The following is a 13,672-nucleotide window of genomic DNA, read 5'->3' as shown; positions in this document are numbered from 1 at the left end:
GGGTCATCAGTCCCCGTGCTTCAGATACTCCACCGCCGCCCGGCACTGCGGGCTGTCCAGCAGCGTGTCGCAGCATGCGGTTTCGATGACCTCGCCGGCGTCGTCGTTCACACACAGGCACGCCAGCCAGTCGGCAACACGTCGTGCCTGGGGGATGTTGTGCGTCACCAGCACGATCGTGTGCCTGACCTTCAGGCCCAGGATCAGTTCTTCGATCGCCTGCGTCGATTTCGGGTCCAGCGCGCTGGTCGGCTCGTCCATCAGGATGACCTGCGGGTTGCTTGCGAGCGTGCGGGCCAGGCACATCCGCTGCTGCTGGCCGACGGACAATCTTGCGGCCGGCTCTTTCAATCGGTCCTTCACTTCGTCCCAGATTGCCGCCTCGCGCAGGGCGTGTTCCACCGTTTCCGGCCACTGCGATCGTGGCGTGACTCCCAGGTGCCGAACGCCGAACAGGACGTTGCGATAAATGCTCGTCGGGAAGATGACCGGCTGCTGGAAGAGAATGCCGATCTTCGCCCGCAGGTCGTCGGGGTTCTGGTCGTAGATCGATCGCCCCTCGAATCGCACGTCGCCGTTGACGCGAAGATTGGGCGTCAATTCGATCAGGCGGTTCAGGCATTTCAACAGTGTGCTCTTGCCGGCACCGCTCGGGCCGATCAGACCGAAGACCTGCCTAGGCGCGATGTCGAGGTTCACGTTGCGCAGCAGATGCCGCTTGCCTGCGATCACGTTCAGATTACGCACCTCCAGCACCGGCGGACCCTGCGGTTTCGGGCACGTCGGCTCGCACGGCTTTTCCGGAAGGATTGTCAATTCAGGCATGGCGGGCCTCCTCGTGCACCTTCAAACGGATCGGCAACGACACAAGGCTCAGCAGGAACACCAGCCCGAGCAGCACCGTGGCCGTGCCCCACACCTTCACTGCGACATCCGGATTGAACGAATCCTGGGCCAGTTGGAAAATGTGATACGGCAGCGCAAGCACCGGGCTTTCGATGATTCCGGTCGGGAAGGTCGCGCCGGCGAAGATCGTCGCCGTGAACATGATCGGTGCCGTCTCGCCGACGGCCCGCGCCAGGCCCAGCAGCAGGCCTGTCACCAAACCGCCGATCGATTGCGGCAGGATGACTGATCGCACGATCTGCGACCGCGTGAGGCCCAGTCCGGCGGCGGCTTCGATGTATCGCTCGGGGATCATCCTTATACGCTCCAGCAGCGCCACCGAGACCGTCGGCGTGATCATCAGCCCGAGCAGGATGCCGCCCGTCAGCCAGGATTTGCCCCAGTCGAAGTACTTCACAAAGACGATCAGGCCGAGGATGCCGAACAGGATCGACGGCACGCCGTTGAGCAGGTAAAGCAGCAGCGTCACGGCGCGCTGAGCTGCATTGCCCCGCAAGTAGAAGCCTTGCGCCAAGGCGATCGCCACCGACAGCGGCGTGGTGATGACCGCTGCGGTCGCCATCAAAATGCCGGTGCCGACGAGGTTGTAGAAGATGCCACCCTCGGCACCGACGAGACGGATCTGTTCCGTCAGGAACTGCCAACGGACGGCAGGCAATCCGCGGAAGAGGATCGCAAAGACGATCCACAGCAGCACCGTGCAGGCGATCAGCCCGCAGGCCGTCGCCGCCCCGCCGACGATGAGGTTCGACCATCTACGCATGGGCGGCCTCCCTCTGCAGCCACGCGGCGACCAGCGTGACGACCGTGACGGCGATCAGCAGCAGCAGGCCGAGGCCGACGACCGCCGCCCAGTGCAGCGGGTCGCCGTAGGCGATGTTCACTTCCGCGCCCCCGAGCTTGCTGGTGAGGGTCTGTCCGGAACTAATCAGCGGCTCGAGCGAGAAGAGCGACCCGGGAAGCTGGTTGTCCTGCCTGCCGACGACCAGGAACACGGCAATTGCCTCGCCCAGCGCCCTGCCGAACGCGAGCAGGATCGCGGCGATCAGCCCCTTGCGGGCCTGCGGCAACGAGACGGCGAGGATCGCCTGCCCGTGCGTCAGGCCCAGGCCGCGGGCGGCGTGACGGCTCATCGAAGGGACCGATCGCAGCGCATCGTCGGACAGGGTCATGATCGTCGGCAGGATCATGACTGCCAGCAGCAGGCCGGCCGTCAGCAGCGTGTCGCCGCTGAGCGGATCGAAGCCCGCCGCCCGCAGGCCGTCGTAGACGTAGTTCCGCAGCAGTAGGATGCCCAGCAGTCCGTAGACGACCGATGGAATGCCCGCGAGCAACTCGATCGCGAGCTTGACCGGCATCCGGACGCGCGGCGGAACGATCTCGGCGGTGAACACCGCCGCCCCGATGCCGATCGGCGCCGCCAGCAGCAGTGCGATGCCTGCGACGACCGCAGTTCCGTAAATCATCGGAAGCACGCCGAAGGTTTCACTTCGAAAGAACCACGTTTTGCCAACGACGTAGTTCACGCCTTCATGCTTCAGCACCGGAGCGCTCTCCATTGCGAAGAGCACCAGCATGCCGACCAGAACGACCGCGGCAAACGCGGTGAGCGAAAGGCTCATCGCGCGCGTAAGTCCCCAGCCGAAGCGGCGGGGTTGGCGTGTGTCGTTCTGGAACAAGACGTTGGACATTCTGCGTCTCGAACGGCTGGTGGAACGATCGGCCAATCAATGCTTCAACTGCGACATTTTCAGGTATCCGTGCTTCGGCAGCAGTGCCTGCCCGCGCTCGCTGAGCACGAAATCGACGAACACCTTCGCGTCGCCGGTCGGCTCGCCATTGGTGATCAGCGAGAGCGGCCGGCTCATGGGGTATTTGCCGCTGGCGATGCTGGCTTCGGTCGCTTCGACGGTAGATCCGTCGTCACCGATCAGCGACAGCGCGAATACCGTCTTCTGGTCCGCCCAGGAACTGGACAACTGCGAGAGCGCGCCTTTTGTCGAGGCGACCTTGTTCCGCGTCTCTTCGTTGCCGCCGACCTCGGGAAAGCTGACCGACGGAGCCTTCTTCGGACTGCCGTAAACCCAGTGCGCGAAAACTTCCCACGTGCCGCGGCCGGGTTCCTTGTTAAAGAACGCGATGCGCTGGTCCGGCCCGCCGACTTGCTTCCAGTTGGTGACTTTGCCTTGGTAGATGTCCTTCGCCTGCTGCTTGGTCAGCGACTTCACGCCGCCGTCCCAGACGTCCTTCGAGACGATCAGTGCGACGGCGTCTTCGCCGATCTGGATCGTCTTGAAGTTTGTCTTGGGGTGCTTCTTCTTGTCGTCGTCGGTGAGGTGCTTGGAGATCATGCCGATCTGGACGAGCCCGTCGCCGATCGCCGAGATACCGCCGGCGCTGCCGCCTTGCGTGTCGATCTGGATGTTCATGCCCTTCTCGGCGCGCAGGATCTCGGCGGCCTCGGCGGCGACGAGGTTTACGGTGGTGGAGCCGTTGATCTTGAGGGCGCTCCCGGCGGCCGGTTTCGTTGTGGAGCCGGCTTCTTTCCTGCACCCGGCAAGGGCCAGTAAGCAACTGACGATCAGGGTCGCGCGAAACATTGGATACATGGCGGGTTTCCTCCGGAAGCTGAACGCAGATTGTTCGAACGTCGACTGACGCAGGTCGGGCGATTCAGATGCGCCAACTCGGATTCTGTGTTGAATGTGTGTTCATATGATGGTTCATGCAAGTATCGGCTATACGTGTTTTCTGTGCTTCGTGAAACATCGAAAGACGGGATCAACGCCGGTCGTCCGGCCGGGCTTATGGAGCCACGACGGCGACGGGCGGGTCTGTGTGGGGAGGTTTCTCCGCGGGTGCGGTCTTGCGGCTCAGCTTCTCGCTGAGGGTCTGGATGATGACGTAGAACAGTGGCACGAAGAAGATCGCCAGGAATGTCGCCGCGAGCATGCCGCCGAGCACGCCGGTGCCGATCGACCGCCGGCCCGCCGCGCCTGCGCCGGTGGCGATCGCCAGCGGCACCACGCCGAGGATGAATGCCAGCGACGTCATCAGGATCGGCCGGAAGCGGATGCGGGCCGCTTCGATCGCGGCTTCGACGATCGGCTTGCCTTCCTTGCGGAGCACGATGCAGAATTCGACGATCAGGATCGCGTTCTTAGCCGCCAGGCCGATGAGCGTGAGCAGGCCGATCTGGAAGTAGATGTCGTTGTTCATCCCCAGCAGCCAGACCGCCAGCAGCGCACCGAACAAGCCGATGGGCACCGCGAGCATGACCGCCAGCGGGATGGACCACTTTTCGTACTGCGCCGCGAGTACCAGGAAGACGACGACCAGGCCGAAGCCGATCACCAGCGGCGCCTGGCTGCCGGCTTTGACTTCCTGATACGTCGCACCGGAGTATTCGTAGCCGTAACCGGCGGGCAGAATCTTGGCGGCGGTTTCTTCGATCGCCTTCACCGCCTGCCCGGTGCTGTAGCCTGGCGCAGGCGCGCCGGTGATCTGCGTGGACGTGAAGCCGTTGAACCGGCTGACCACGTTCGGCCCCGCCTGCCAGCGCCAGGTGACCAGTTCCGACACCGGCACGCGCTCGCCTTTGTTGTTGCGCACGTAGAGCTTGGAGATGTTCTCCGGCCCCTGGCGGAACTCCGGCTCGGCCTGGATGTTCACCCGATACACACGCCCCTGCTTGTTGAAGTCGTTCACGTACAGCTCGCCGAGATACGCCTGCAGCGTGGCAAACAGCTCAGACTGTTCCACGCCTGCCGCCTTGGCCTTCTCGACATCCGGGTCGATGTAGAGCTGCGGCAGCCGCACGCTCAGCGGCGAGTTGAGGCTGCCCTTGGCGATCTCGGGGCGCTGGTTGAGCTCCTTGATGAACAGGTCGCGATTGGCGGCCAGGTCGCGGACGTCGCCGCCGGCGCGGGCCTGCAACTGCATCTCGAAGCCCGCCCGCGTGCCCAGCCCCTGGACGGCTGGTGCGTTAAACGGCAGCACGAGCTGGTTCGGTTCCATCATGAACCGGCCGAAGGACTGGCGGATCAGGCTGTCCACCTGCACGTCTTTGGACTCGCGTTTGTCCCAGGGGTCCAGCGTAACGAACATGGTCGCCGCGTCGGTGCTGTTGGCGTTGGCGAGCAGATCCAGCCCGCCCAGGGCGATGGTGTACGCGACGCCTTTCTGCTTGGCGACAAACTGTTCCACCTTCGAGACCGCGCCGTCGGTCTGATCGACCGATGCGCCGTCGCGCAGCTTGATCGCGGCGATGTAGTAGCCCTGGTCTTCTTCGGGAATGAACGCGCCCGGCACCTTCTTGAAAAGTCCCCAGGTCGAGAACATCAGCACGCCGAAGATCGCGATCGAGATCACGCCGAATCGGATCGTCTGCCGCACCGCACCGCGATAGCCGGCCGTCAGCTTGTCGAAGCCGGTGTTGAACCACCGGAACGCGATGAACTTTTTGCCGTGGCTGGGCTTGAGCAGCAGACGGCACATTGCCGGCGACAGCGTCAGCGCGACCAGGCCGGAGATCGCCACCGAGACGGCGATGGTGACGGCGAACTGCTTGTACATCACACCCGTTAGCCCGCCGAGGAAGGCCACCGGCAGGAACACCGCCGACAGCACGAGCACGATCGCGATGACCGGGCCGGTCACCTCGTTCATCGCTTCGATCGTCGCTTCGCGCACGGGCAGGTTCTTCTCGTGCATCACGCGTTCGACGTTTTCGACCACCACGATCGCGTCGTCCACCACGATGCCGATCGCCAGCACCATGCCGAAGAGCGTGAGCGAGTTGATCGAGAAACCCAGCGCGGCCATGCCGATGAACGTGCCCACGATCGCGACAGGAACCGCCAGCAGCGGGATGAGGGTCGCACGCCAGCTTTGGAGGAAGATGAACACCACCAGCAGCACCAGCACGACCGCTTCGAGCAGCGTATGCACGACCGATTCGATCGACACTTCGACGAACTTGGTCGTGTCGTAGGGCACCTCGTAGCCGACGCCCTTGGGGAACGCCGACGAGAGGTCGTTCATCGTCGCCTTGACGCCTTCGACGGTCTGCAGCGCGTTGGCCCCGGCCTGCAGGTACACCAGGATCAGCGTCGACGGCTTGCCGTTCAGGCGGCCGAACAGGTCGTAGCTTTGCGAGCCGAGCTGCACGCGGCCGACATCCTTGATGCGCAGCATCGTGCCGTCGGGATTGGCCCGCAGCACGATGTCTTCGAACTGGTTGGGCTCGGCGAGCCGGCCGCGCGTGATGACGGGAACCGTCAGCTCCGTGCCCCCCGCCGACGGCCGCTGGCCGATACGGCCGGCGGCGTACAGGCCGTTCTGTTCCTGGATCGCCTTGGAAACGTCCGACACCGTCAGCCCGGTGCTGCTGAGGCGGTCGGGGTTCAGCCAGATCCGCATCGCGTAGTCTTTGCCGCCGTACACCGTCACGTCGCCGGCGCCCTGCACACGCTTGAGCGCGTCGGCGATGTTGAGGGTAGCGTAGTTGCTCAGGTACAGCTCGTCGTACCTCGGGTCGTCGCTCTTGAGCGACACCACCACCAGCAGGCTGTTGGACGTCTTGCTGACCACGATGCCCTGCCGCACCGCTTCCTGCGGAAGCCGGGGCTGGGCGCGGGAGACGCGGTTCTGCACTTCCACCGCGGCGATGTCCTGGTCGGTGCCGGTCGCGAAGGTGACCGTCGTGGTCAGACGGCCGTCGTTACCGCACTGGCTTTGCGTGTAGAGCAACCCCTTGGCGCCGGGCAGTTCCTGCTCGATCGGCTGGGCGAGCGATTGCGCCACCGTCTCGGCGCTGGCGCCGGGATAGGTCGCGGTGATCTGGATCGTCGGCGGCGCGATCTCGGGGAACTGCGCGATCGGCAGCGTGAGCATGCACACCAGCCCGCCGAGCACGATGATGATCGACAGCACCGAGGCGAAAACCGGGCGGTCAACGAAGAACTTGGAAATCATGAATCACCGATTCGAAAGTCGGGTCTGGACCCAGTGGCGACAGCGTGTGGTTGGCGGCGCGGTTCGGCATCGTGAGATGCCGCAATCAGTAGGGAGCCGGTTGCGTGGCTGGCTGCGTCGCCGGCCGGGTGCCGGGCATCCGCAGCTGTTCCAATTCCGCCTGATTTTTGAGCTCCGCCGGCGCGGTGCTGGGCTTGGTGATCACCTGCGGCCGGACCGTCGGCGGAAGCGCGGTGGGCTTGACCGGCACGTTCGGAATGACCTTGAGCGCGCCGTCCACGATCACCCGATCCCCCGCCGCCAGGCCGTCCATGACAATCCATTCCAGGCCCGTCCAGCTGCCGAGCTTCACCGGGCGAACCTCCGGCTTGTTGTCGCCGCCGATGACATAAACGTACGCACCCGCCGCGCTTTGAATGATCGACTTCTGCGGCACGCTGATCGTGTTGGGCCTCTGCCAGCCGACGATCTTTCCTTTCACGAACTGTCCCGGCTTCAGCAGATGGTCGGGCTTGCGCTGTGGGCTGATGAGCAGCGGATTGGGGATCGAGGCCCGCACGCTGGCAGTTCCCGTCTGCGGGTCGATGCGAACGTCGGCGAAGTTGACCTCGCCCCAGTAAGGGTATGGTGTGCCGTCGATGAGCGTGATGTCGATGTACAGCTTGTCGGGACCGCCGGCGGGCATGACGATCTTGCCCATCTCGACGTCCTTCCGCCATTGAATGTAATCGCGCTCCGAAAAGCTGAAGTTGACGTAGGTCGGATCGAGCTGAAGCACCGTCGCGAGCAGGCTGTTGCTGCTGGCATCCACCAGGCTGCCGACGTCGCGCTGGGCCCGGCCGATGACGCCCTTGATCGGCGACTTGATGGTCGTGTAGCTCAGGTCGAGCTTGCGGGCTTCCAGCGTCGCCTTCTGCAATCTCACGTCGGCCTTGGACTGCAACTGCTCGCTGACGGCGTCGTCGAGTTCCTTCAGCGCCGCGGCGTTCGACGCGACGGCATCGGTCAGCCGTTTGACCTCGCGCTGCGCCCGGTTGTCGCGGGCCGTGGCGCGGTCGAGATTGCTGTTGGCCTCTTCAACCGCGACCTCGAACTCCTTCGGGTCAATCTGAAACAGCAACTGCCCCTTCTCCACTTCCATGCCTTCCAGGAAGTTGGGCTTGCCCTCGGCGTTCTTCTGCCAGTCGAGCAGGAAACCCTGCACGCGGGCGCGAATCTCCACCGACTGCGACGCCTCGGTCTGCCCGATGAAGCTGTAGTCCGCCGGCACCGTCTCGGTCTTGACGGTGGTGTACGTCACTTCAATGGGCGGCGGCGCGCCGGCGGCCTGGCCGGGTTTGTCGCAGCCGGCGACAAACGGCAGCGTCGCCGAACCCGCGGCGAACAAGCCGGTACGCAGGATCCACTTCAATTGATTACGGTGTGAAATCAGATGTCCCATGGGTTTCTCTTGCAGCGTGCGAGTCGAATTGCCGGGATGATAGGAAGCTGCTTCCGGGAAACCAACCCGTTGACATTCGATTAACAGACGGACCAGTGCATCTTCCCCTTTGCATACGAGCCGCGACGCGTGCCGGCGGCGAGTCACGGTCCCCGTTCAGGAAAACGCTTTTCGCAACACGTCCAGGCTCTTGGGAATCGCCGTCTTCCAGTCTTCCTTGCCTTCGAACTCCAGCGACACGTAACCGCGGTAGTTGGCCTTGCGGAAGATGTCGGCGATGCGGGGGTAGTCCAGGTCGAGTGTGTACCAGGTGCCGCCGCCGAAGTAGGTCTTGGCCTGGATATAGCAGGTGCGCGGCGCGAGCTTGGCCAGGCGGTCGTACGGGTCTTCCAGGAAGTTTCCGGTGTCGGCCGTCACCTGCAGCCACGGCGACTTGATCGCATCGACGATCCGCAGCACGCCTTCGGGCGTCAGGCCGAGCCCCCAGTGGTTCTCGAGCCCCATGGTCACGCCGCACTCGCCGGCCTTCTTGAGGCACTTCTCGATCGAGTCGATGCACCACTTGAAGCCGTCGTCGTCGGTGTAGCCTTCAAGGCGTGGCTCGACGCCGCGGTTCTTCATCAAATCGTCGAAGCTCTTGGTGGTATTCCAACGGCCGGTGTTGAGGCGCATCGTGGGGATGCCCATCGCGTAGGCCAGCTCGATGCACTTGATGGTGTGATCGATGTTCTTCTGCCGCACGTCAGGATCGGGCGAAACGTACCCCTGGTGGATGGAGAACCCGCAGAGATCGACGCCTTCGCGCAGCGCCGTCTGCTTGAGCGATTGCAGGGCCGCGTTGTCTTCAGAATCCATCTGGCGGTGCAGGATCTCAACGCCGTCAAACCCCATCGCGGCGGCGTGTTCGATGCACTTGTCGACGGGGATTTTGGAGTTCTCGAGGAACCGCCAGAAGGAGTAGGTCGAGACGGCGATGCGGTTGCGAGGGCGCGGTGCGGCGGGCACTCCCGCGACGGCTGGCGACGGCGCATCGGCGGCGAGCGCGGCGGACATCGGAACCATGGGGACCAAGGAGGCAACGGAAGCTCCGAGAAACTGGCGTCGATTGAGCACAGGCACATCCTTCCGAGAGAGGTTTGAGCAGCGGGATCAGTCGTCGGGCATGATAACGCGGACGGTCGAAACGGGTGAATCGGGAACCGGTGCGCCTTCGCACGGCGTGCCTGAGTGCTGTCGCGCGCAATGCGATACCTGAACGTCTCTGTGGATCGCGAAACCCTCTTGTATCCGATAGTCCGCGCGCGAACGCGCTCCGCTCCGCTCCGCGTCGCGGCTAACCATTTGAAACCACTCGATTGCTGCCGAACGAACCCGAGCGTGGTCCGGTCCGGGTCTCACCGGGTCGGTACGCGTTCCGCGATCAACGGTTAGCCGCGACGCGAAGCGGAGCGTCCCCTGCCGAGTGGGTCCCCCTGAACCGGAGCGACGCGACCGCGCACCCCTTCCGCCGAACGAACCCGAGAGTCAACGTCCGCCGGCAAAAGATCGTCGGGACCGAAGGTCGCCGCCGCGGTCGGTGAGTTCGCCGCGATCGGTTCCACAACCGTCGCGTTCCCAGCGACGACCGCGGAGTCCGCAACGACGGTCGCTGCCGCGTCCCGCTCCGATTCCTCCGAACGAACCCGAGATTCGCCCTGGACCGCGACCGCTTCGCCGGTCTCGCAAGTCGCCGGCTCGCTCTGCCGCTGCGGCGCAGGAGCCGGCGCGGCGCGATGGCGCGTCCCGCCTTGCAGGATACGCAGCTCGCGAAGTGCCGATTGCATGGAACGTTCGATCTGCGATTCGTAGCGTTGAAGCAGCATGACGATCCCGCCGTTGGGGTCTGCTTTGCGAAGTTCGTAGATCAGGTCGCCCAGGTCGTCCATTCCGCCGAACCCGCCTTCGGCTTCGCGCTGCTTGTCACGGCGTGAGCACAAAACCGCAGAGCGGACGATGGGCATCCGCCGAAGCTTCCACGCCATCTCCGCGACGCGCTCGGCGAGCATGACTTGGCACGGCCCGACGGCGCCCAGATCGTCGCAAAACGAGGCGACGAATGCCGCAAACTCCGCCGGGTCTTCCTCGGGCAGCAATTGGCCGCGGGCGCGCAGGCCGTGCTTCCAGGCGTTCTGCGAGGCGACCGCCTTGCCCGCGTCCGAGGTCGGCCCGCGCGATTTAGCGCCGTTGATGCGCGACTGCTCGGCGCGGGAATGGCGAACGCCGTCACTCGAGGGCGCGTTCACCGGCGCCGCTTGTACGGCGTCGGCGGCACCGACAGTTGCACCGACGGCCGGCGACTCCATCACCGCAACACAAGCCGATGTATCGAAAGCTGAAGCGACGAACTGCATAAGAACCCCTTTCGCGGCCGGGAGGCCGCTGCGAGCGAAAGAGAACCCGAGGCGGAAGGACCCGATTTTCGAGTTGACGACGGATGGGCCCCAACGCTACAACGTTCGTATATTGTACGGTATGTTCGTCGCCGTGCAAGAAGAATCTGCAAAGATCGACTGTGTGCGGTTCAGGGCTCGACGGCGGGAGGTTGCCGGGTCATTGATTCGCTGGTCGCCACTGGACGTCGGCTTCCGCCTGCTGTAAACGAACGCGTCGCGTTGTGCCGAACACAGGAGTCGGCCGGTGCGATGGGACGCGAATCTTTGTCCGCCGGCATGCCGTGGCGGATTGCTGAGGAGGCTAAGGATGGCCCGCAAAGGCCCTGGCACGCAGGACAACGACAACGAAGAACCCGTCGACGATGCCACCAGCCCCGCTGATGGCGAAGGCTCGGGTTCGGGTGATACCGCTGGAAGCTCCGGGGGCGGCCGTTCGGGTGGTGGCGGCTTAGCGATCATTCCGCCGGGCGGGGAGGACGCCGCCAGTCTTCAGGACATCGCGCAAGCGCGCTACCTCAACTACGCACTGTCGGTCATCACCAGTCGAGCCCTGCCCGATGTCCGCGACGGCATGAAACCGGTGCATCGCCGCATCATTTATACGATGTGGCAGAACGGGCTCCGTTCGACCGAAAAACACCGCAAGTGCGCCACGGTGGTCGGCGACGTCATGGGGCGATATCACCCCCACGGCGACGGGTCGATCTACGAAGCCTTGGTGCGCATGGCGCAGCCGTTCGTCATGCGGGCTACGCTGGTTGATGGCAGCGGCAACTTCGGCTCGATGGACGGCGACCCCGCCGCCGCCATGCGGTACACCGAGTGTCGGCTGACGCCGATCGCCGCCGAGACGATCCAGGAAATCGGCCAGGGAACCGTCCACTTCCGTCCGAACTACGACGGCACGCGCGAAGAGCCGGTCGTGTTGCCGAGCAAGGTGCCGAACCTGCTGCTCAACGGCAGCACGGGCATTGCCGTCGGCATGGCGACGAACATCCCGCCGCACAACCTGGGCGAGATCTGCAATGCGCTGCTGAAGGTGCTGGACGAGCCGGAAATCCAGGAGTATCGCCTGGTCGCGCAGGATGCGATCCGCGGGCCGGACTTCCCCACCGGCGGGCAGGTGCTCAACAACAAGGCCGAGCTGCTCGAGATCTACAAGACCGGCCAGGGCGCGATCAAGATGCGCGCCACCTGGGAGAAAGGGCCGATCACCCGCGCGGCGCAGGTGCTGTACATCACCAGCGTGCCGTATGGCGTGAACAAGGCCGAACTGGTGGCGGCGATCGCCGAGGTGGTCATCAGCCGCAAGATGCCCCTGCTGCTGGATGTGAAGGACATCAGCACCGACGACGTCCGCATCGAACTGCAGCTGAAGAAGGACGCCGAGATCGACAAGGTGATGGCGTTCCTCTTCAAGCACACGCTGCTGCAAACGAACTTCAACGTGAATCTGACGTGCCTGGTTCCGACCGACAACCCCGAAGTCTGCCGTCCCGAGCGGCTGCCGTTGAAGGACATCCTCTGGCACTTTTTGCACTTCCGGCTGGAGGTCGTCACCAAGCGGCTGACGCACGAGCTGGAACAGCTCCGCAAGCGCATCCACACGCTCGAAGGCTTCGCGTTCGCGTTCGACATCCTGGATGACCTGATCAAGATCATCCGCGCCAGCGAGGGCAAGGCCGACGCGGCGGCGCGCATCCTGAAGAAATACGGCATCGAACCGCACGGCCCGCGCAAGCCGAAAGACGACGGCCTGGATCCCGAGCAGGTCGACGACATCCTCGAACTGAAGCTGTATCGGTTGGCGAGGCTCGAAATCAACCTCATCACCGACGAGTTGGCCGAGAAAAACAAGCGGGCCAAAGAGATCAAACGGCTGCTGGACGAAGAAGAAGCGACCGGCCGGTGGGGCATCGTTCGCAAGGAGATCGAAGAGCTCCGCGATACCTATGGCAAAGAGCCGAAGAACAAGCGCCGGACGATCATCAAGGACGCCGAGAACGAGGTGGAGTACTCGGCGGAGGACTTCATCGTCGCCGAGGACAACCACATCCTGGTGACGGCCGACGGCTGGGTGAAGCGGCAGAAGGAAATCAATCCCGAGACGACGCGGCTGCGCGAAGGCGACCGCATCCTGTCGCTGGTCGCCGGCAGCACCCGGGCGACGATCGTCTTCTTCAGCAACTACGGGACGGCGTACACCGCGCGCATCATCGACATTCCCGCGACGACCGGCTACGGCGAGCCGATCCAGAAGCTGTTCAAGCTGAAGGACGGCGAGAAGATCGTGTCGGCGATCTCGATGGACGAGCGGGTTCTGCCGCTCAAGATGACGGCGATCAACGAGAAGAAGCCGGACGACGCGCCGGGCCTGCACGGCCTTGCCGTCACCAGCGACGGCTACGCGCTGCGGTTCGGCCTGGACGGCTACCGAGAGGTGAGCACCAAGTCGGGCCGCCGATACGCCCGTCCGGTCGAAGGCGCGGAAGTGACGCTGGCGACGGTCATCGACGGCAGCGAAACGGTCATCGCCGCGAGCCAGGTTCGGCGTGTGCTGCTGTGCAACGCCGGCGAGATCAACTTCCTGTCCGGCCCGGGCAAGGGCGTGCTGCTGATCAAGCTGGAAAAGGACGACAAGCTGATGGCGGCGATCACCGCCGTGGACGACCGCGACACGCTGACGGTCAAAACCAGCATGGGCGGCGAGCAACGGCTGAACACCGGCAGGTACAAGGTCACCGGCCGCGGCGGCAGAGGGCACGAGTTCGTCAGCCGCGGGCAGATCGCCGAAGTGATCTACCCGCCGGTGACGGCGCCGGCGGCGTTGGAGGGGAAGGCGTAGGGTGGGCGTAATCGCCCACGTCTTGCCACGTTATCCTGCCGTCAGCGTGGGCGAGTACGCCCACCCTACTCC

9 protein-coding genes are annotated in these 13,672 nt (G+C 64.3%); 1 reads left to right on the top strand and 8 read right to left on the bottom strand.

The window, feature by feature from the left end; all coding sequences use genetic code 11:
* Positions 1-6 precede the first annotated feature (6 nt).
* From IPV69_RS23665 to IPV69_RS23630, 8 genes are all read right to left on the bottom strand, one after another.
* Complete coding sequence (locus IPV69_RS23665) at positions 7-825, bottom strand: phosphate ABC transporter ATP-binding protein (RefSeq protein WP_206292198.1); 819 nt, start codon at positions 823-825, stop codon at positions 7-9.
* Positions 818-1,669 (bottom strand): PstA family ABC transporter permease, encoded by an 852-nt coding sequence (locus IPV69_RS23660; protein ID WP_206292197.1) that lies wholly within the window; start codon positions 1,667-1,669, stop codon positions 818-820. The genes IPV69_RS23665 and IPV69_RS23660 overlap by 8 nt, the downstream gene beginning before the upstream one ends.
* Complete coding sequence (gene pstC, locus IPV69_RS23655) at positions 1,662-2,597, bottom strand: phosphate ABC transporter permease subunit PstC (protein WP_206292196.1); 936 nt, start codon at positions 2,595-2,597, stop codon at positions 1,662-1,664. The genes IPV69_RS23660 and pstC overlap by 8 nt, the downstream gene beginning before the upstream one ends.
* A gap of 36 nt (positions 2,598-2,633) precedes the next feature.
* A complete protein-coding gene (locus tag IPV69_RS23650; RefSeq protein ID WP_206292195.1) occupies positions 2,634-3,515 on the bottom strand; it encodes a phosphate ABC transporter substrate-binding protein in 882 nt (293 codons plus the stop codon).
* 196 nt (positions 3,516-3,711) lie between these two features.
* On the bottom strand, positions 3,712-6,882 hold the full coding sequence (locus IPV69_RS23645; protein ID WP_206292194.1) for an efflux RND transporter permease subunit: 3,171 nt from the start codon (positions 6,880-6,882) through the stop codon (positions 3,712-3,714).
* An 85-nt stretch (positions 6,883-6,967) separates the two neighbouring features.
* A complete protein-coding gene (locus IPV69_RS23640; protein WP_206292193.1) occupies positions 6,968-8,323 on the bottom strand; it encodes an efflux RND transporter periplasmic adaptor subunit in 1,356 nt (451 codons plus the stop codon).
* 156 nt (positions 8,324-8,479) lie between these two features.
* Positions 8,480-9,376 carry a sugar phosphate isomerase/epimerase family protein gene (locus IPV69_RS23635; protein WP_390884429.1) on the bottom strand — a complete coding sequence of 299 codons (897 nt, stop codon included), beginning with the start codon at positions 9,374-9,376 and terminating at the stop codon, positions 8,480-8,482.
* A gap of 374 nt (positions 9,377-9,750) precedes the next feature.
* On the bottom strand, positions 9,751-10,713 hold the full coding sequence (locus IPV69_RS23630; RefSeq protein WP_206292191.1) for a hypothetical protein: 963 nt from the start codon (positions 10,711-10,713) through the stop codon (positions 9,751-9,753).
* Between the two features lie 349 nt (positions 10,714-11,062).
* Between IPV69_RS23630 and IPV69_RS23625 the strand changes: the two genes are divergently transcribed.
* Entirely contained in the window at positions 11,063-13,600 is a 2,538-nt protein-coding gene (locus IPV69_RS23625) for a DNA gyrase/topoisomerase IV subunit A (RefSeq protein WP_206292190.1), read from the top strand.
* Positions 13,601-13,672: the final 72 nt, after the last annotated feature.

It is taken from the genome of Humisphaera borealis, from assembly GCF_015169395.1.
Classification (GTDB): Bacteria; Planctomycetota; Phycisphaerae; order Tepidisphaerales; family Tepidisphaeraceae; genus Humisphaera; species Humisphaera borealis.
This window is presented reverse-complemented; position numbering and strand designations above follow the sequence as displayed.

Coding starts and splice junctions, on each gene's coding strand:
- IPV69_RS23645 (WP_206292194.1), bottom strand. CDS start 6,882: ATGATTTCCAAGTTCTTCGTTGACCGCCCGGTTTTCGCCTCGGTGCTG.
- IPV69_RS23650 (WP_206292195.1), bottom strand. CDS start 3,515: ATGTATCCAATGTTTCGCGCGACCCTGATCGTCAGTTGCTTACTGGCC.
- IPV69_RS23660 (WP_206292197.1), bottom strand. CDS start 1,669: ATGCGTAGATGGTCGAACCTCATCGTCGGCGGGGCGGCGACGGCCTGC.
- IPV69_RS23640 (WP_206292193.1), bottom strand. CDS start 8,323: ATGGGACATCTGATTTCACACCGTAATCAATTGAAGTGGATCCTGCGT.
- IPV69_RS23625 (WP_206292190.1), top strand. CDS start 11,063: ATGGCCCGCAAAGGCCCTGGCACGCAGGACAACGACAACGAAGAACCC.
- IPV69_RS23665 (WP_206292198.1), bottom strand. CDS start 825: ATGCCTGAATTGACAATCCTTCCGGAAAAGCCGTGCGAGCCGACGTGC.
- IPV69_RS23635 (WP_390884429.1), bottom strand. CDS start 9,376: ATGTCCGCCGCGCTCGCCGCCGATGCGCCGTCGCCAGCCGTCGCGGGA.
- pstC (WP_206292196.1), bottom strand. CDS start 2,597: ATGTCCAACGTCTTGTTCCAGAACGACACACGCCAACCCCGCCGCTTC.
- IPV69_RS23630 (WP_206292191.1), bottom strand. CDS start 10,713: ATGCAGTTCGTCGCTTCAGCTTTCGATACATCGGCTTGTGTTGCGGTG.